Annotated in this window: 15 protein-coding genes and 4 tRNA genes; 11 read left to right on the top strand and 8 right to left on the bottom strand. The window is 60.4% G+C overall.

Annotated elements, in window-relative coordinates:
• Positions 1-29: 29 nt before the first annotated feature.
• Complete coding sequence (locus tag ACYAR8_RS03710) at positions 30-1376, bottom strand: class II 3-deoxy-7-phosphoheptulonate synthase (RefSeq protein ID WP_463579108.1); 1347 nt, start codon at positions 1374-1376, stop codon at positions 30-32.
• A gap of 249 nt (positions 1377-1625) precedes the next feature.
• Between ACYAR8_RS03710 and ACYAR8_RS03705 the strand changes: the two genes are divergently transcribed.
• Entirely contained in the window at positions 1626-2381 is a 756-nt protein-coding gene (locus ACYAR8_RS03705) for a spermidine synthase (protein WP_074888253.1), read from the top strand.
• On the opposite strand, the gene ACYAR8_RS03700 is transcribed toward ACYAR8_RS03705, so the two are convergent.
• On the bottom strand, positions 2382-3173 hold the full coding sequence (locus ACYAR8_RS03700) for a crotonase/enoyl-CoA hydratase family protein (RefSeq protein ID WP_074888250.1): 792 nt from the start codon (positions 3171-3173) through the stop codon (positions 2382-2384). It lies immediately after the preceding gene.
• A 415-nt stretch (positions 3174-3588) separates the two neighbouring features.
• Here ACYAR8_RS03700 and ACYAR8_RS03695 point away from each other — a divergent pair, with 415 nt between their 5' ends.
• Positions 3589-5265 (top strand): DEAD/DEAH box helicase, encoded by a 1677-nt coding sequence (locus tag ACYAR8_RS03695; RefSeq protein ID WP_074888246.1) that lies wholly within the window; start codon positions 3589-3591, stop codon positions 5263-5265.
• A gap of 952 nt (positions 5266-6217) precedes the next feature.
• Here the strand turns inward: ACYAR8_RS03695 and ACYAR8_RS03690 are convergent.
• Entirely contained in the window at positions 6218-6985 is a 768-nt protein-coding gene (locus ACYAR8_RS03690; protein ID WP_463579107.1) for a DODA-type extradiol aromatic ring-opening family dioxygenase, read from the bottom strand.
• Between the two features lie 105 nt (positions 6986-7090).
• Between ACYAR8_RS03690 and ACYAR8_RS03685 the strand changes: the two genes are divergently transcribed.
• Positions 7091-7747, top strand: a complete 657-nt coding sequence (locus ACYAR8_RS03685; protein WP_463579106.1) for a thiopurine S-methyltransferase — start codon at positions 7091-7093, stop codon at positions 7745-7747.
• A 74-nt stretch (positions 7748-7821) separates the two neighbouring features.
• Here ACYAR8_RS03685 and htpX read toward each other — a convergent pair whose 3' ends face one another.
• Together htpX and ACYAR8_RS03675 are read right to left on the bottom strand one after the other, a co-directional pair.
• Positions 7822-8709, bottom strand: a complete 888-nt coding sequence (gene htpX / locus ACYAR8_RS03680; RefSeq protein WP_037011815.1) for a protease HtpX — start codon at positions 8707-8709, stop codon at positions 7822-7824.
• 285 nt (positions 8710-8994) lie between these two features.
• Positions 8995-10206 (bottom strand): pyridoxal phosphate-dependent aminotransferase, encoded by a 1212-nt coding sequence (locus tag ACYAR8_RS03675; protein ID WP_074888235.1) that lies wholly within the window; start codon positions 10204-10206, stop codon positions 8995-8997.
• Between the two features lie 192 nt (positions 10207-10398).
• Here ACYAR8_RS03675 and msrB point away from each other — a divergent pair, with 192 nt between their 5' ends.
• Positions 10399-10797 (top strand): peptide-methionine (R)-S-oxide reductase MsrB, encoded by a 399-nt coding sequence (gene msrB / locus ACYAR8_RS03670; protein ID WP_074888232.1) that lies wholly within the window; start codon positions 10399-10401, stop codon positions 10795-10797.
• 84 nt (positions 10798-10881) lie between these two features.
• Entirely contained in the window at positions 10882-11382 is a 501-nt protein-coding gene (locus ACYAR8_RS03665; RefSeq protein WP_074888229.1) for a glutathione peroxidase, read from the top strand.
• Positions 11383-11406: 24 nt separating this feature from the next.
• Here the strand turns inward: ACYAR8_RS03665 and ACYAR8_RS03660 are convergent, their stop codons facing one another.
• Complete coding sequence (locus tag ACYAR8_RS03660) at positions 11407-13725, bottom strand: hybrid sensor histidine kinase/response regulator (protein WP_463579105.1); 2319 nt, start codon at positions 13723-13725, stop codon at positions 11407-11409.
• Between the two features lie 86 nt (positions 13726-13811).
• Here ACYAR8_RS03660 and ACYAR8_RS03655 point away from each other — a divergent pair, with 86 nt between their 5' ends.
• The gene (locus ACYAR8_RS03655; RefSeq protein WP_463579104.1) at positions 13812-14705 is read left to right on the top strand and encodes an ATP-binding protein; all 894 of its coding nucleotides are present in this window, start codon (positions 13812-13814) and stop codon (positions 14703-14705) included.
• Positions 14702-15184: a GAF domain-containing protein gene (locus ACYAR8_RS03650; protein WP_463579103.1), complete on the top strand. Its 483-nt coding sequence runs from the start codon at positions 14702-14704 to the stop codon at positions 15182-15184. Before ACYAR8_RS03655 ends, ACYAR8_RS03650 begins: the two co-directional genes overlap by 4 nt.
• A gap of 48 nt (positions 15185-15232) precedes the next feature.
• Here the strand turns inward: ACYAR8_RS03650 and ACYAR8_RS03645 are convergent, their stop codons facing one another.
• Positions 15233-16006 carry a hypothetical protein gene (locus ACYAR8_RS03645; RefSeq protein WP_463579102.1) on the bottom strand — a complete coding sequence of 258 codons (774 nt, stop codon included), beginning with the start codon at positions 16004-16006 and terminating at the stop codon, positions 15233-15235.
• Positions 16007-16270: 264 nt separating this feature from the next.
• Between ACYAR8_RS03645 and ACYAR8_RS03640 the strand changes: the two genes are divergently transcribed.
• From ACYAR8_RS03640 to ACYAR8_RS03625, 4 genes are all read left to right on the top strand, one after another.
• Positions 16271-16346 (top strand) — tRNA-Glu (locus ACYAR8_RS03640).
• A 2-nt stretch (positions 16347-16348) separates the two neighbouring features.
• Positions 16349-16424 (top strand) — tRNA-Gly (locus tag ACYAR8_RS03635).
• Positions 16425-16527: 103 nt separating this feature from the next.
• Positions 16528-16603, top strand: a tRNA-Glu gene (locus ACYAR8_RS03630).
• Positions 16604-16606: 3 nt separating this feature from the next.
• A tRNA-Gly gene (locus ACYAR8_RS03625) sits at positions 16607-16682 on the top strand.
• Between the two features lie 121 nt (positions 16683-16803).
• Here ACYAR8_RS03625 and ACYAR8_RS03620 read toward each other — a convergent pair.
• A complete protein-coding gene (locus tag ACYAR8_RS03620; RefSeq protein ID WP_463579101.1) occupies positions 16804-17814 on the bottom strand; it encodes an ABC transporter substrate-binding protein in 1011 nt (336 codons plus the stop codon).
• Positions 17815-17849: the final 35 nt, after the last annotated feature.

Here is a 17849-nt window from a genome sequence, read left to right as displayed (position 1 = left end):
CTCACTCCTACAGTCAGTTCCATCACGACCTACCGACGCACCTGCTTCAATGTCTCGGCAATCAAAAACGCCAGCTCCAGGGACTGATCGGCATTCATCCGTGGATCACAGTGGGTGTGATAACGGTCCGACAAGCCATCTTCGGTGATCGGACGCGCGCCGCCGATGCATTCGGTGACATTCTGCCCGGTCATCTCGATGTGGATGCCGCCGGCGTAGGTGCCTTCCGCCTGATGCACCTGGAAGAACTGCTTCACTTCCGCCAGGATCTGGGCGAAGTCGCGGGTCTTGTAACCGCTGCTGGCCTTGATCGTGTTGCCATGCATCGGGTCCGAACTCCACAGCACCTTCTTGCCTTCGCGCTCCACGGCACGGATCAGCCCCGGCAAATGGTCGCCGACCTTGTTGGCGCCCATGCGCGCAATCAGGTTCAGGCGTCCCGGATCGTTTTCCGGGTTGAGGATGTCGATCAGGCGGATCAGGTCGTCGGTGTTCATGCTCGGGCCGACTTTGACGCCGATCGGGTTCTTCACACCGCGCAGGAATTCCACATGGGCGCCGTCCAGCTGCCGCGTGCGGTCGCCGATCCACAGCATGTGCGCCGAGCAATCGTAGAAATCATTGGTCAGGCTGTCGCGGCGAACGAAGGCTTCCTCGAAATTCAGCAGCAACGCTTCGTGGGCGGTGAAGAAACTGGTTTCGCGCAACTGCGGCGAGGTGTCCATGCCGCAAGCGCGCATGAACGCCAGGGTCTCGTCGATGCGATCGGCGAGCTGGCTGTATTTGTTCGACAGCGCCGAGTTGGCGATGAAATCCAGGTTCCACTTATGTACTTGATGCAGGTCGGCGAAACCGCCCTGGGCGAATGCACGCAGCAGATTGAGGGTCGCAGTGGACTGGTGATACGCCTGCAGCAAGCGATCCGGGTCAGGCACGCGGCTTTTCTCGTCGAAGCCGATCCCGTTGACGATGTCGCCGCGATACGCCGGCAGGGTCACGCCGTCTATGGTCTCGTCGTTGGAAGAGCGCGGTTTGGCGAATTGCCCCGCCATGCGCCCCACCTTGACCACCGGGCAGCCGGCGGCAAAGGTCATGACGATTGCCATCTGCAGCAGCACTTTAAAGGTGTCGCGGATTTTCGCCGCCGAGAATTCGAAGAAGCTCTCCGCGCAATCGCCACCCTGCAGCAGGAACGCCCGGCCCTCGGTGACCTCGGCAAACTGTCGGCGCAGTTCGCGTGCTTCCCCGGCAAACACCAGCGGTGGATAGCTGGCGAGGGTCTGCTCGACACGGCGAACGTGGTCGGCGTCGGGGTAGTGAGGTTGCTGCTGGATAGGCAGGTTCCGCCAGCTGTCGGGGCTCCAGGGTTGGCTCATGTTGAACTCGAAGTCAGTGCGATCGGACAGGCATGTTAGCAGCTCGCCCCGAGAATTTGCGTGACCTGCGGGGCACGATTCGCCGACAATCCGCGCCTTTGCGGGCCGTATTCTGCGTCTTTTTGCACACCAGGCCCGGCGCGCGGCTATCCAATCGCTACGTGCGGCAACGCTAATCGCCAGGCGCGACGATGCCAATCCCTGCGGGCGCTACCCCGAATCAATCTGACCATGGGCACGAGAACAGCAATGACCGAGGAACGCGTAGAGCACGTGTTGGCCGAAGTTCACGATGAATTCGGCAAGATCCGCGTACTTGAAGTGGCCGATTACCGCTTCCTGGAGTTCGGTGACGCCATCGAACAGAGTTGCACGTTCACGGCTGATCCGGCCTGGCTCGAATACGACTACACCCGCGCCATGTTTATTGGAGCGCTCTGCCATCCGGCCCCGGAAAGCGCGCTGTTCATGGGCCTGGGTGCGGGCACGCTGACGCAGGCGTGTCTGAAGTTTCTGCCTCTGGACGACGTCGAAGCCATCGAACTGCGCCCCGATGTGCCGCGTCTGGCCATGGAATACATGGGCCTGCAGGACGATCCACGGCTGTATGTGCGCATCGGCGATGCCCTCGACTTGCTGCCGACCGCTGAAGACGCCGACCTGATTTTCGTCGATCTCTACACCGACACCGGCCCTGCCGTGGGCCATCTGGCCTGGGGCTTTCTCGAAAAATGCCAACAGCGCCTCAACCCCGGCGGCTGGCTGATCATCAACCAGTGGGCGTCGGACGATGGCAAACCCTTGGGCGCGGCCCTGCTGCGCGGGCTTTATCACCGCCATTACTGGGAACTGCCGGTGAAGGAGGGCAATGTCATCCTCATCGTCCCCGCCGACCTGGATCAGACGCTGGACCTTGACGCTTTGACCCAGCGCGCCGAAAGCCTTGCGCCGCAACTGGGCTATTCGCTATTGCCGCTGATCAAGACGCTGCGGCCTGCGACGTGATCAGCATCCCCTGAACAGCGGCGGGCGTTTTTCCAGCAACGCCTGCAGGCCCTCCTTGGCGTCCTCGCTGTCGAGCACTCGGCGGACCAGCGCCGGCAACGCCTTGGCCGCCACGCTTTCACCCTCAAGCACCGCCTGACGCGCGGATTCAAGGGTGGTGCGAATCCCCAGCGGCGCGCGGTCGGCGATGTGCCGAGCCAGGCGCAGCGCCGAGGGCAGCAGGTCTTCCGGCGCCATCACTTCCTGCACCAGGCCCATGCGGCACGCTTCGTGAGCATCGAATTCATCGCCCGTCAGCAGCCAGCGCATGGCATTACCCCAGCCCGCGATCTGGTGCAGCCGCAAGGTGGCGCCGCCAAACGCAAAAATGCCGCGCTGCACTTCCAGATGGGCGAAGCGGGCATTACTCGCGCACAAGTTGATGTCAGAGGCGAGCATCAACTCGATGCCCAGCGTCAGGCACCAGCCTTGGGCCGCGACGATCACCGGCTTGCTGACCCTCGGCCCGATCGACAGCCCCCAGGGATCGAAACCGCCGGCTGGCAGGGTCCATCCCTCCCTCAGTGCCGGCCCGGCCTCGGCCAGATCGAGCCCTCCAGTGAAATGGTCGCCGTGGGCAAACACCACCGCGACCCGCGCCTGGTCGTTACGCTCGAACTCCCCGTAGGCCAGGCTCAGCTGGTTGAGCATATTCAAGTCGAAGGCGTTGCGTTTGGCAGCGCGGTCCAGGCCGATGAGCATGATTGCGCCGCGCTGTTCCCGGCTGACGTGGCCTTTGGTCGAAGAGGTCATGTCGCTGTTTCCTGCAGATGAGGAGAAAGGAAGGGTAGGGTGTCGCACTGTATGGGTGAATCGTTTAAGCTCTGCCCGCTACCGATACCGGGCACATGAAAAGTAGACACTGACGCAGCTTTGCGCAAAGCCTGTGACAGTTGGCCGCAAGGGGCTGATTCGCGAAAAAAATCCTCACTTATTTCAGCATTTCCGGTATAGTGCGCGCCGGCCTTTCATAGGGCCCTCGTCACGGTATGGGTTCGCGAAGCCATCTTCTCGAACCGGTTCGGTCACGAACCACCCATGACGATCCATTCATCAATACGTTTTCGCAAATCCCCGCCGACAAAGCAGCCAGGGTGACTCTAGGGTCTTACACGGCACGCGCAGCTTTGAAGCATGGGTCTTTGCGGATGCACTCAGAGGCAGACCCATGACCCAGGAAACCGGCGGCTTCGCCGCTCTTAACCTTCACCCGACCATTCTTGCAGCTGTCATCGCTACCGGCTACGAAGAGCCTTCGGCCATCCAGCAGCAATCGATCCCAATTATTCTCGCTGGTCACGACATGATCGGTCAGGCGCAGACAGGTACCGGTAAAACCGCCGCCTTCGCTCTGCCAATCCTGAGCCTCATCGACCCGACGAAACGCGAGCCGCAAGCGCTGATCCTCGCGCCGACTCGTGAGCTGGCCCTGCAAGTGGCCACCGCGTTCGAAACCTACGCCAAGCAAATGCCGGGCGTGACCGTTGTGGCTGTCTACGGCGGCGCGCCGATGGGCCCACAGCTGAAAGCCATTCGTAACGGCGCTCAAATCGTCGTCGCTACCCCGGGCCGTCTGTGCGACCACCTGCGTCGTGACGAGAAAGTCCTGGCGACCGTGAATCACCTGGTTCTCGACGAAGCCGACGAAATGCTCAAGCTGGGCTTCATGGATGACCTCGAAGTCATTTTCAAGGCCATGCCTGAAACCCGTCAGACCGTGCTGTTCTCGGCGACCCTGCCGCAGTCGATCCGCGCGATTGCCGAGCGTCACCTGAAAGACCCGAAACACGTCAAGATCCAGAGCAAGACCCAGACCGTTACCGCGATCGAGCAGGCTCACCTGCTGGTTCACGCTGACCAGAAGACCTCTGCCGTTCTGAGCCTGCTGGAAGTCGAAGATTTCGACGCCCTGATCATGTTCGTACGTACCAAGCAGGCTACTCTGGATCTGGCCAGCGCTCTTGAAGCCAAAGGCTACAAGGCTGCTGCGCTGAACGGCGACATCGCCCAGAACCAGCGTGAGCGCGTCATCGACTCCCTCAAGGATGGTCGTCTGGACATCGTTGTTGCGACTGACGTTGCTGCCCGTGGTCTCGACGTTCCGCGTATCACTCACGTGTTCAACGTTGATATGCCGTACGACCCGGAAGCCTACGTTCACCGTATCGGCCGTACTGGCCGTGCCGGTCGCGAAGGTCGCGCCCTGCTGCTGGTAACGCCGCGTGAGCGTCGCATGCTGCAAGTGATCGAGCGCATGACCGGTCAGAAAATCGCCGAAGTCCGCCTGCCGGACTCCCAGGCCGTTCTCGATGCCCGCATCAAGAAACTGACCAACAGCCTGTCGCCGCTGGTCGCTGATGCCGAAGCAAGCCATGGCGAATTGCTGGACCGCCTGACTGCTGACATCGGTTGCACCCCGCGTGCCCTGGCCGCTGCTCTGCTGCGCAAGGCTACCAACGGTCAGGCCCTGACCCTGGGCGCGATCGAGAAAGAACGTCCATTGGTGCCGAACAACGCACCACGTGGTGATCGTCCTGAGCGTCCAGCAGGCGACCGTCCTGATCGTGGCGACCGCGAACGTCGTGCCCCGGTGCCGTTGGCCGAAGGCCGTGCTCGTTGCCGTACCGCGCTGGGTGCCCGTGATGGCATCGCTGCGAAAAACCTGCTGGGCGCCATCCTCAACGAAGGCGGTCTGGCGCGCGAAGCTATCGGTCGCATCCAGGTGCGTGACAGCTTCAGCCTCGTCGAGCTGCCGGAAGACGGCCTCGAGCGTCTGCTGGCCAAGCTGAAAGACACCCGCGTTGCCGGCAAGCAGCTGAAGCTGCGTCGCTATCGCGAGGACTGATCTGCTCCTGAGCTGATCGCCTGAACAAAAAAATCCCCGGCTGGTTCGGGGATTTTTTTTGTGTGGGATTTGGGTATTTCTTGTGTTTAACGTTTCTGAGAGCGCGTAACCGAGCCTGCAGGCTTTTGATGTTGTAGGACTGGCCTCAGCCGTATTTGAAGGGGACTCGTATTTGAAGGGGACTGATTTATTTACAACGCTTCACCGTAAATTAATCTGTCCCCGTTTTGTCCTCTGGCGCCGAGCCCATAGACGGAGGGGGGGGCACCAGGCCGAGTGGGTTTTGATTTGGTAGGACCGGCTTCAGCCGGGAAGGCGTCGGTGTGCCACACAACTGAGCGGGGACAGATTAATTTACGATGAAGCGCTGTAAATAAATCAGTCCCCTATAATTGTTTGGGGCGTATCTGGCACGCCGCCGACAGGCTTTTGATGTCAGTGGGACCGGCTTTAGCCGGGAAGTCGTCAGATGGCACACCACCTAATTGATGTCGAATGAGCTGGCCTATTCCCGGCTAAAGCCGGTCCTACGGATTGTGTGAACCCCCTCACCCAAACCGATAGATGTCCATCCCCTATTTGAAGGGGACTGATTTATTTACAACGCTTCACCGTAAATTAATCTGTCCCCGTTTTGTCCTCTGGCGCCGATCCCATAGACGGAGGGGGGGCACCAGGCCGAGTGGGTTTTGGTTTGGTAGGACCGGCTTCAGCCGGGAAGGCGTCGGTGTGCCACACAACTGAGCGGGGACAGATTAATTTACGATGAAGCGCTGTAAATAAATCAGTCCCCTATAATTGTGGGGCGTATCTGGCACGCCGCCGACAGGCTTTTGATGTCAGTGGGACCGGCTTTAGCCGGGAAGGCGTCAGATGGCACACCACCTGATTGATGTCGACTGAGCTGGCCTATTCCCGGCTAAAGCCGGTCCTACGGACTGTGTGAACCCCCTCACCCAAACCGATAGATGTCCATCCCCAGCGCACCCATGGTGAAGCCCTGGTGCTCGATGCTGAACTCCCCGCCCGCCGCCCGCGCGAAATACAGTGGCAGCAGGTGTTCGTCCGTCGGGTGGTTGCGCGCGGCGTGGGGGGCCTGGTTTCGATAGTCGTGCAGCGCCTCCAGATCGTCCGCCGCGAGCTTTTCCACCATCCAGTCGCGGAATGCCAGCGCCCACGGGGTGATGCTTTCAGGTCCCGCCTGCCAGTCCAGCTCCCGCAGGTTATGGGTGATGCTCCCGGAACCGATCAGCAAAACGCTTTCCTCACGCAGTTGCTTCAGCGCCTGTCCGACCTTCGTCTGCAGGGCAGGGCCCATGACCGTAGGCAGCGAGACCTGCACGATGGGAATGTCGGCCTGCGGGTACATCAACGACAACGGCACCCAGACCCCATGGTCGAACGGCCGTTGAGTGGTCATGCGCGCCGGCAGGTCAGCCTCCGCCAGCAACTCCAGCACGCGGTGCGTCAGCTCCGGCATGCCGGGCGCCGGGTATTGCACGGCGAAAAGCTCGGGCGGGAAGCCGCCAAAGTCATGCCAGGTCTCCGGCCGTGGATTACCGTTGACCAGCAGTTCGTTGCTTTCCCAATGCGCCGAGACAATCACGATGGCCTTGGGGCGCGGCAGAGTGGCGGCCAAACGGGTGAGCGCCGGCCCGCTCTCACCCGGTTGGAGCGCAAGCATGGGCGAGCCGTGGGAAATGAACAGGCTAGGCAGCATTTGCAGTGTCCTGAGCGTATAAGGTGAGTGGCATGATCGAGCAGTACATCCATCTAAATCTAATATAAGTTTTCGTCCGTTTTGATCGGGATATCAGGAGTGTCTATGGAGCCGCGGTTTTGGCATGAGCGCTGGGCGATCAATCAGATCGGTTTCAATCAGGCGTCTGTGAATTCGCATCTGTTGCGTCTGTGGCCAGAGCTCACTGCCATGCCAGGGGAGCGCGTCCTGGTGCCGTTATGCGGCAAAAGCATCGACATGATCTGGCTGCTCAACCAGGGTTTTCATGTGGTTGGCGCGGAATTATCTGAGATAGCGGTGGCCGGATTCTTCAGCGAGAACGGCTTGCAGGCCACGATCGAGGAGCGTGGCGCGCTCAAGGTCTACCGTGCGGAGGGCTGCGAGATCTGGTGCGGCGACTTCTTTGCCCTCAGGCCCGAGGACGTGGGCGACTGCACCGCCTTTTACGACCGTGCCGCTCTGATCGCGCTGCCACCGGACGTGCGCTGGCGTTACGTCAAACAGCTCAATCATCTGCTGTCCAACGATGCCTGCGGCCTGCTGGTGACGCTGGATTACGATCAGTCACTGATTGCCGGCCCGCCGTTCTCGGTGGATGAGGATGAGGTGCTGCAGCTGCTGTCGCCGGATTGGCGGGTCAAGCGCGTCGCGGATCTGGACGTGCTGGAGCAGGGCGTGAAGTTCAAGCAGGCGGGGGCGACGTCCCTGATGGAATATGCCTACCGGATGTACCGGCGATAGGGCCGCGCGAAGGAAAGAGAACAAAAGAAAAGGGCGACTTCACGTCGCCCTTTCTTGTTGCAGCCGTTACGCAATCAACCGCGACGACGAAGCGCTTCGATGCGCTCTTCCAGCGGCGGGTGGCTCATGAACAGCCCGGCCAGGCCGTGCTTCAAACCACCGTTGATGCCGAATGCCGTCATGCTCTCTGGCATCTGCACCGGAACGCCCTGTTCCGAACGCAGACGCTGCAGCGCGCTGATCATCGCGCCGGTGCCGGCCAGGCGTGCACCGGCGTCGTCGGCACGGTATTCACGCTTGCGCGAGAACCACATGACGATGGCGCTGGCGAGGAAGCCCAGCACGATTTCGGCGAAGATGGTCGCGATGTAGAACGCGATGCCACGGCCTTCTTCGTTCTTGAAGATCACCTTGTCGACGAAGTTGCCGATGATCCGCGCGAAGAACATGACGAAGGTGTTGACCACGCCCTGGACCAGCGCCAGGGTCACCATGTCGCCGTTGGCAACGTGACCGATCTCGTGAGCCAGCACTGCTTTCACTTCATCGGGGGAAAAGCGCTCCAGCAGGCCCTGGCTGACCGCGACCAACGCGTCGTTCTTGTTCCAGCCGGTGGCAAAGGCGTTGGCCTCGTAGGCAGGGAAAATACCCACTTCCGGCATCTTGATGCCCGCATCGCGGGACAGTTGTTCTACGGTCTGCAGCAGCCATTGTTCATGACGGGTGCGGGGTTGGGTAATGATCTCGGTGCCCGTGCTCATCTTCGCCATCCATTTGGAGATGAACAGCGAGAACAGCGAACCGGCGAAACCGAACACAGCGCAGAAGATCAGCAGCTGATTGAGGTTCAGATCAACCCCGTTGGCCGCCATGAACCCGTTGAAGCCAAAAAGGCTCAGGGTGATGCTGGCAATCAGCACGACCGCAAGGTTAGTGGCCAAAAACAGCAAAATGCGCATCATGGTTAAGAGTTTCTCCTCGGGAAGAATATGTAACGTACTGCGGGGGTATATAAGGTGATGTCGGGGTGTATTCAACCGGGCGATCATTTCAAACTGTGTCGTCTGGCGCCGGCACGGCACTTACGTGGCAATCACGAGGGCGCACGACAAGGCGGCCAAGCCGGATAATCATTGCAGACGGCGATTTGTAGGAGCGCGCTTGCCCGCGAAAGCGGCGTGTCAGTCGCTGAGTACGTTGACTGATACACCGCCATCGCGGGCAAGCCCGCTCCTACAAAGGTGTAGTCACTGGCGGTAGGTCTTCAGGAAATTGCCGATCCGGCCAATGGCTTGTTCCAGATCATCCACACGCGGCAGCGTCACCACGCGGAAGTGGTCCGGCCACGGCCAGTTGAACGCGGTGCCCTGAACGATCAACAGCTTTTCCGACAGCAGCAGGTCCAGCGCGAACTTCTCGTCGTTGTGGATGGGGCAGACTTTCGGATCGATGCGCGGGAAGGCATACAACGCGCCCATCGGCTTCACGCAGCTGACGCCCGGAATATCGTTGAGCAATTCCCAGGTCCGGTTGCGCTGCTCCAGCAGACGGCCCGGCGGCAGGATCAGGTCATTGATGCTCTGATAGCCGCCCAGCGCGGTCTGGATCGCGTGCTGGCTCGGCACGTTGGCACACAGGCGCATGTTCGCCAGGATGTCGATGCCTTCGATATAGCTGACTGCGTTGTGCTTGGGCCCGGAAATCGCGATCCAGCCTGAACGGAAACCGGCCACGCGGTAAGACTTCGACAGCCCGTTGAAGGTCAGGCACAGCAGGTCCGGTGCCAGCGAGGCGGTGCAGATGTGCACGGCGTCGTCGTAGAGAATCTTGTCGTAGATCTCGTCGGAGAACACCACGAGATTGTGCTGACGGGCAATCTCCAGCATCCCCAGCAACACTTCACGGGAATACACGGCGCCGGTCGGGTTGTTCGGGTTGATGATCACCATCGCCTTGGTGTTCGGCGTGATCTTGGCCTTCATGTCTTCAAGATCAGGCCACCAGTTGGCCTGCTCGTCGCAAAGATAATGCACCGGGTTGCCGCCGGACAACGCAACGGCGGCGGTCCACAACGGGTAGTCCGGCGCCGGCACCAGCACTTCATCGCCGTTGTTGAGCAGGGCCTGCATCGACATCACGATCAGTTCCGAGACGCCATTGCCCAGATAGATGTCTTCGATGCCGACGCCTTCGACCTGCTTCTGCTGGTAGTACTGCATCACCGCCTTGCGCGCGCTGAACAGGCCTTTCGAATCGCTGTAGCCCTGGGCCATCGGCAGGTTGCGGATGACGTCCTGCAGGATTTCGTCAGGCGCTTCGAAACCAAACGGCGCCGGGTTGCCGATGTTCAGCTTGAGGATGCGGTGGCCTTCCTCTTCCAGGCGTTTGGCGTGCTTGAGCACCGGCCCGCGAATGTCGTAGCAGACGTTGGCGAGCTTGTTCGATTTGCTGAACTGCATGGTGATTGGTCCCGAAAAGAGACGGCCCGCTGTAAGAAGAAGCGCAGACCGCTGAGCATGACGCCATCAAAATGGGTTTGTACGCGAGAAACGCGGGTGACAGACTGGCGTCCAACGAAGGCGCAATCATACGTGCCACCCGATCCGTGGAAAAGACACAGATCGGGCTTTTTCATTTACGGAGGTCTACCCGTGGCTAAGCTGGATAAAACCCTTGAAGAATGGAAAGCGATGCTCGATCCAGAGCAGTACAACGTCTGCCGGCTGAAGGGCACGGAGCGTCCCTTCAGCGGCAAATACAACGAAACCAAGACCGACGGCGTTTACCACTGCATCTGCTGCAACGAGCCCTTGTTCGATTCGACCACCAAGTTCGATTCGGGTTGCGGTTGGCCGAGCTTCTACGCGCCGCTGGAAGGCAGCGCAGTGGTCGAAGTGCGCGACGTCAGTCACGGCATGATCCGCACCGAAGTGGTCTGCAGCCAATGCGATGCTCACCTTGGTCACGTGTTCCCGGACGGCCCGCCGCCCACCGGCCTGCGCTACTGCATCAACTCGGTGTGCCTGGATCTGGTGCCACGCAACGCCTGATGCAGGCCTATCACCGGTAACAATGGAATAGCGCGCCAGACATTGGCGCGCTAGCGTTGCGGTTTACTAAATCGAGGCATCGCCATGAGCGACGAACTGCTGAACATTCCGGTGCAAACGATCAAGGGCGAGCAAAAGACCCTGGCTGATTTCGGCGGCAAGGCGGTACTGGTGGTGAACACCGCCAGCAAGTGCGGTTTCACGCCGCAATACAAGGGCCTTGAGGAATTGTGGCAGGGCTACAAGGATCGCGGGCTGGTGGTGCTGGGCTTTCCGTGCAACCAGTTCGGCAAGCAGGAGCCCGGCAACGAAGGCGCGATTTCCGATTTTTGCGAGCTGAACTATGGGGTGAGCTTTCCGCTGTTTAAGAAGATCGACGTCAACGGCAGCCAGGCTCATCCGCTGTTCGTGCAGCTCAAGAAGCGCGCACCGGGGTTGCTCGGTTCCGAAGGCATCAAGTGGAATTTCACCAAGTTCCTGGTGGGCCGCGACGGCAAGCTGGTCAAGCGTTATGCGCCATTGACCAAGCCGGAAGACATCAAGGCCGACATCGAAGCGTTGTTGAAAGAACAAGCGGCCGGTTGATCGAAGCATCCCTTGAAGCGGCCTTTAATGCGGCTGCCCTACGGGGATCCACTGATCCAGCAACGCCATCAACTCCTCGCGCCGAAACGGCTTGGCCAGGTAGTCGCTCATGCCCGCAGCCCTGCAGTGTTCACGCTCTTCCGGCATCGCGTTGGCCGTGAGCGCGATGATCGGCAGATCCGACCAGCGAGCGTTCTCGCGGATTCGCCGGGTAGCGTCATAGCCGTTCATCACCGGCATGTTGCAGTCCATCAGCACCAGATCGAATTGATCCTGCTCTAGCTGCTGCAGCGCCTCGGCGCCATTGCTGCTGACGACCACATCGCAACCGAGCTTGCTGAGCATGCCTTTCGCCACCAGTTGATTAACCGGGTTGTCTTCCACGAGCAGAATACGCGCCCGATGGGTGGGTGAAAGGCCGCCCTGTTCCTGGCTGACACCTGCCTGACCGTCGGCGTCCAGAATGCGCGCCAGGCTCTGATACAACACATTGCGCGGGAGTGGCCGCGCCTGTTGCTGCAGCGACGCCAGGGCCGCAACCTGCTCGCCGGGCATGAAGTTCCCGTACGCCGTCACCAGTAACACGGGCACCGTGCACGCCTCGCGGATGGCCACCAGGCACTGCGGGCAATCGGTGATCAAAAGGTCCGCGTCGGCATCGGGCGGCGCACCTTCTGCCAGCAGCTGACAGGTAACGCCCCATTCCGGCAGCAGTCGATTGAGCATTTCCAGCAACCCGCTGTTCTCGTCGCTGCCCACCAGCACTTTGCCTTTGAGCAGCGGCCATTTCAGCGCTGGCGTGTGGGCTGGCAGCGGCAGGTCCACGCGGAAGCGGCTGCCGACCCCTAAGGCGGACTCGATACTCAACTGTCCGTTCATGGCATCGGTCAGGTTATGGGTCAGGGTCAGGCCCAGACCGGTCCCTCCGTACTGCCGGGTGATCGCGGCTTCGGCCTGGGTGAACGGCTGAAAGATCTTGGCCTGGGCGTCCTGCGCGATGCCGATGCCGGTGTCGCACACTTCGATGCGCACGTGGTCGCCATGCTGACCCAGTCGCACATCCACGCGCCCGGCGCGGGTGAACTTGAGCGCGTTCGAGAGCAGGTTACTGACGATCTGCCGCACCCGCGTCGGGTCACCCAGCACGGACGCCGGAAAGCACGGATCGATCAGGCAGGTCAGCTCGACATTCGGCGCCGCGTTTTGCGACAGCAGGCTGGCGGTGTCTTCGATCAAGGCCGCCAGATCGAACGGGATGCGCTCAAGCTCCACTTGGCCGGCGTCGAATTTCGACAGGTCGAGAATGTCATTCAGCAGTTCCACCAGCACCTTGCCCGAGTCGTGGGCGATGGACAGCTGCTGGCGCTGTTCTGCACTGAGCGGGCCATCGAGGGACAACGCGAGCATGCCCAGCAAGCCGTTGAGCGGTGTCCGGATTTCATGGCTCATGTGGGCCAGAAACGCCGAGCGCGCATGGGCCATGTCCAGCGCCGTGCTGCGCGCGACCTGCAGTTCTTCGTTGGACTGGCTGAGCCGGGCGTTGCTGGTCTCAAGCTGATTGGTGCGTGCGGAAACGATGTCTTCCAGCTCGTTGAGGTGGTCGGTGAGCCGGTTTTCCGCCTCCCGGCGTCGTGCAAACTCACTGGCAACGCTCTTGAACTGCCGATTGGTGACCGCCACCAACACGCCGATTTCGTCATCTTCGTGACCGGGCGGGCAGGGCACCGGGGGTTGAACGGGGCTGCGCGGATCACGTTCCGACAGCGCACGGATCATGCCTGTCAGGGGTTTGGTGAGCGTGAAGTAGAACAGCGCCAGCAGCAGACCGGCCAGCACCAGGCTGCGCACGAAGCCGTTGACGAGGGTGATCCCGGCGCGCTGCAGAAAATGGTTGCCGAAGGCAAATGTATCGACATCCAGCTGCAAGGTGCCAATGGACTCGTCAGGGATGTGGTCCAGGTGCAGCACGTCTTCGAACTGCCGACTTCCGCCGAACAGAAAATCACTGACCATTCGGTAGGTGCTCTTCGTCAACGGGCGTGATACGGCCGCGAGCTGGACGTGGTTGTTATCGGTCAGCCGCGCGCCGACCACGGCGGGGGAGTGCAGCAGGCCGAGGGTCAGTTCTTGCGCGAGTTCTGCGTCCAGGTTGTAGGCAATGCGCGAAGCGGGGTTGTGACTGATTTGCAGCAAGGAGCGAATTTCACGATCGATGGATGCGTCTTCGCTGGCATAATCGAGCGCAATTTGAAAAAAACTGAGCAGCGTGCCCAATACAAAGCCGATCAGCACAGTCAAACGGGCCTGTTTGAATGACAGCCGGTGGGTGATCGCTATATCCATAGTGGCACTGTCACTTCTTGTGTCCGTCGCATGGCAAGCATAGCTGATCGCGGCCGGGCGTTAACCCGTTAAATCAAGGAGAAACCGTGGATTCTCGATTGAACGCATTTCTGGAGCGCGCCGAGTCGGTACTGGCGCGTCTCGAACCTCTGCTGCCAGCCGTTCGGCAGCCCGTGGACTGGGAAACGACGCTGGCCGCGCGTTGGGTGCACGAAGGCCGCGGCGGTTACTTGATGCCGCTGGAGGTCACCCTGGACATGCGCCTGTCGGACCTCATAGGTGTCGACCGCCAGCGTGAGCAACTGGGCCGCAATACCCGGCAGTTCATCGACGGCCTGCCGGCCAACCATGCGCTGCTCTGGGGTTCCCGTGGCACGGGCAAGTCGTCGCTGGTCCGCGCATTGCTGGCCGAGCACGCCAAAGCCGGCCTGCGCCTGATCGAGATCGAACGCGATCACCTGGGCGATCTGCCGCGGGTGGTCGAGCAACTGCAGAAGTTGCCCCAGCGCTTTGTGTTGTTCTGCGATGACCTGTCGTTCGAATCCGGCGAAGGGGACTACCGCGTGCTAAAGAGCGTGCTCGACGGCTCGCTGGAACAGGCGCCGGACAACGTTCTGCTGTACGCCACGTCCAATCGCCGTCATCTGGTGCCCGAGAAGGAGAGCGACAACGCTCACTGGCAGCGCGGTGACGACGGCGAGATCCACCCGAGCGAAGCCGTCGAGGACAAGATCGCGTTGTCGGATCGCTTCGGCCTCTGGCTGTCGTTCTATCCCTTCACCCAGGAGCATTTTCTGGATGTGGTCGAGCACTGGATCGGCGAGCTGGCGACCAGTGCCGGCCTGCAATGGCAGCGCGATGAAGCGCTTGAAATTCACGCCGTGCGCTGGGCGACCGGCCGCGGCAACCGCAACGGCCGTTGCGCGTATCAGTTCGCCCGTTACTGGGTTGGTTTGAAAATGCTGGAGCAAGACGCATGATCGATTTGAATTCCGCAGGGGAGGGCCTTGATGGCTACCGCCTGCTCGCTGCACAACTGGAATCCCTGCTGGCGGATGAGCGCGACTTCATCGCCAACGCTGCGCAGTTCTCGGCCTTCCTTTATACGCAGCTCGACGACCTGAACTGGGCAGGCTTCTACCTCAATCGCGATGAAGAGCTGGTGCTGGGTCCGTTCCAGGGCCAGATCGCCTGCGTGCGCATTCCGTTCGGCAAGGGCGTGTGCGGCACGGCGGCACAGAGCCGCGAAACCCAGCGTGTGGTCGATGTCCATGAGTTCCCCGGACACATCGCATGCGACAGTGCCTCCAACAGCGAGGTAGTGGTGCCCCTGATAAAGGACGGAAAGCTGATTGGCGTTCTGGACCTGGACAGCCCTAGTGTCGGGCGCTTTAGCGAGGAGGATCAGGAAGGGATTGAGCGGCTGGCGGCGATCTTCTTGAAATCAACCGATTGCTGAAGTAAAGCCCTGACGCACCGTGCAGTGCAGTGCGTCAGGTGTGAGCCATCAGTCGTAGATGGCTTTCTTTTTCCACTCGGCCTCGGCGTCCACGACTCTCAAACCTTCGGTCAGCTCGTTGTTGTCGTCTTCGGTTGGTGCGATGGTGTCCAGTACCATGGAGTTGGCCTTGGCCAGTTGCCGTTCCATGGCCTGCAGGTGGCCTTTCCACGGCGCAGGCTCAGGTTGGTTCTTCAGGTATTGGACGCCACGCTCGAAGGCCAGACGGGCCTGGCCAGGCTGTTCCTGACTCATGGCGTGCTGGCCCAGGTTGTTGAAGAACTCGATGTGCAGCAGCACCAGCAAGTTGCGGATCTCGCGAATCCAGTGCTTGGCTTCAGCCGTTTGCAGGAAACCGTCGTGGGCCGCTCGTGTCACCTGGCCGTGCATGGCTTCCAATAGAAAGCGTACGTCCTTGGCCTTGGCTTCGGTCTGGATCGGGCTGGCCGGGTTGCTGATCGTGATCGCATCACCCTGAGCCACCAGTGCTTCGAGTTCGGTCTGGCGTTCCTGAAGGTTGGCGTTGTTGGATTTTTCGAGCGCCATCAGGCGCTTCACAACGTTCAGCTCCAGGCGGACCAGCAGCAGCTTGAGGGCAGGCGTCATCAGCTGACCAGGAAAGGTTTCCGACAGCTCGGCGCAGCGACGCAGACGGTCTTTAAGCTCGACCAGGCTTCGCGCCCGCTCGACCTTTTTGCCTTCTGCCACATGGTTCAGGTAGCCGAAGGCTATGAGGAGCACGATGCCCGCTATGACGAACAGGGTGATAATGAATGGTGTCACCGCACTAGCCTCAATCAAGTAATTTGCGCGAGTGTAGTGGCTATCCACTATCGCGGGAAGGTGGTCCTGTCGCTCCGCCTGATATTCCCTATGGCGGCTGACATGTGTGTATCGGCCGTCCGTTGCCTAAATAGAGGGGGAAGTCATTGATTTGAATATATTTTCACTGAGGGGTTGACGACCCTTATATCCATCCATAGAATGCGCGCCACTTGCAGCGTAAAGCACACAGCAGAGCGTAGCAGGGAGTGAATGTTGTAGCGTGTCCCCTTCGTCTAGTGGCCTAGGACACCGCCCTTTCACGGCGGTAACAGGGGTTCGAGTCCCCTAGGGGACGCCATTGCGGGAATAGCTCAGTTGGTAGAGCACGACCTTGCCAAGGTCGGGGTCGCGAGTTCGAGTCTCGTTTCCCGCTCCATTTTTAAGCAGCTTTGCTTTCGGGCGAAGTTGAGTGAAACCAGAAAGCGTCTTCGGATGTGTTTCTGGAACTGGAACACAACACCATGGTGTTTCCAGGCTGTGTCCCCTTCGTCTAGTGGCCTAGGACACCGCCCTTTCACGGCGGTAACAGGGGTTCGAGTCCCCTAGGGGACGCCATTTGCGGGAATAGCTCAGTTGGTAGAGCACGACCTTGCCAAGGTCGGGGTCGCGAGTTCGAGTCTCGTTTCCCGCTCCAAATTCTCAAAAACGCCGCTCAACAGAGCGGCGTTTTTGTGTGTGCGGCATTTAACGCACATGCCCGCCTCAAATCGATCTTCTCCTGCGCATTCCGCAAATTTCCAGATTAATTCGCTCCTTCAGCGCGCAGCTTGGGGATCGTTCTGGCTGGCGGCTTGCTCGGCAGCGAGGCGTATGGCATTGAAATCCGGGTCGAAACCGTGGGACACGTCGACGTGTTTGTTGAGGATGCCTTCGCGCTGATAGATGTCCGCCGTGTTTTGCAGGCCCTTGATAACGCCGTCATCAATACTCACGCGTTCCATTGTCGTGTCCTTATTGACCGCCAGGTGCACGGTCAATGGCAGACCGGTGACCTTGGTCTGGGCAGCGGCGTATTCGGCAGGATGGGCGTTGGCCCAGCGGTAGGCGCGGTCGAGGCGCACCACGAAGTCATCCAGTTGCACGCGCTTGTCGGCGATGGCCTTGCTGGTGGCGGCGAGGTAGGAATGATTGGTCAACAGGTCCGGCCCACTGGGCAGAATGCGCGCGCCGTTCTGGGTGGCGACGGTGGTATAGGGCGCCCAGGTGGCCCAGGCATCGGCGTCGCCGTTGTCGAGGATCAGCCGCGACTCGCTGGGTAAGAGGTAAACGAAATTCACGTCGCTGGTCTTCAGGCCCGCTTCGCTCAACGCACGTATTGCCAGGTAATGGCCGATGGAGCCGCGCCCGGTGACGATGCGCTTGCCTTTGAGGTCGGCAACCGACTTGATCGACGAGTCGTTGCGCACAATCAGCGCAGTCGTGTAGCGGCCACTGACGTGAGTAATGCTGATGACTTTCAGCGTCGCACCAGCGCCAAGCGCAAATACATAAGGCGCGTCGCCCAATGCGCCGACGTCCACGGCCCCTGCGTTCAGAGCTTCGCCTAATGGCGACGCCGAGGGGAATTCGGAAAACCTGATCTCGTAGGGCACGTCCTTTAGCTCGCCGGACACCTCCAGCAGCACCTTCAGCGCGGACTTCTGATTGGCAACGAGGAGTGGCTGAAGCGGCTCGGCAGCCTGTGTGGCTTGGCTGAATGACAGCGCGAGGAGTGCGGTGAGTATCACGTGACGGGCACGGAGCAGGGGAGTGAAGGGCATGAACATAGTGCGTATCTCCAGGCTTGAAAATGGATTCTCGG

The organism is Pseudomonas sp. HP_01 (genome assembly GCF_055284355.1).
The sequence above is the reverse complement of the archived record's forward strand: the minus strand, read 5'-3'. Positions and strand labels throughout refer to the sequence as shown.

Coding starts and splice junctions, on each gene's coding strand:
- ACYAR8_RS03685 (WP_463579106.1), top strand. CDS start 7,091: ATGGAGCCGCGGTTTTGGCATGAGCGCTGGGCGATCAATCAGATCGGT.
- ACYAR8_RS03675 (WP_074888235.1), bottom strand. CDS start 10,206: ATGCAGTTCAGCAAATCGAACAAGCTCGCCAACGTCTGCTACGACATT.
- ACYAR8_RS03695 (WP_074888246.1), top strand. CDS start 3,589: ATGACCCAGGAAACCGGCGGCTTCGCCGCTCTTAACCTTCACCCGACC.
- ACYAR8_RS03650 (WP_463579103.1), top strand. CDS start 14,702: ATGATCGATTTGAATTCCGCAGGGGAGGGCCTTGATGGCTACCGCCTG.
- ACYAR8_RS03660 (WP_463579105.1), bottom strand. CDS start 13,725: ATGGATATAGCGATCACCCACCGGCTGTCATTCAAACAGGCCCGTTTG.
- ACYAR8_RS03620 (WP_463579101.1), bottom strand. CDS start 17,814: ATGTTCATGCCCTTCACTCCCCTGCTCCGTGCCCGTCACGTGATACTC.
- ACYAR8_RS03665 (WP_074888229.1), top strand. CDS start 10,882: ATGAGCGACGAACTGCTGAACATTCCGGTGCAAACGATCAAGGGCGAG.
- ACYAR8_RS03710 (WP_463579108.1), bottom strand. CDS start 1,376: ATGAGCCAACCCTGGAGCCCCGACAGCTGGCGGAACCTGCCTATCCAG.
- ACYAR8_RS03705 (WP_074888253.1), top strand. CDS start 1,626: ATGACCGAGGAACGCGTAGAGCACGTGTTGGCCGAAGTTCACGATGAA.
- htpX (WP_037011815.1), bottom strand. CDS start 8,709: ATGATGCGCATTTTGCTGTTTTTGGCCACTAACCTTGCGGTCGTGCTG.
- ACYAR8_RS03690 (WP_463579107.1), bottom strand. CDS start 6,985: ATGCTGCCTAGCCTGTTCATTTCCCACGGCTCGCCCATGCTTGCGCTC.
- ACYAR8_RS03700 (WP_074888250.1), bottom strand. CDS start 3,173: ATGACCTCTTCGACCAAAGGCCACGTCAGCCGGGAACAGCGCGGCGCA.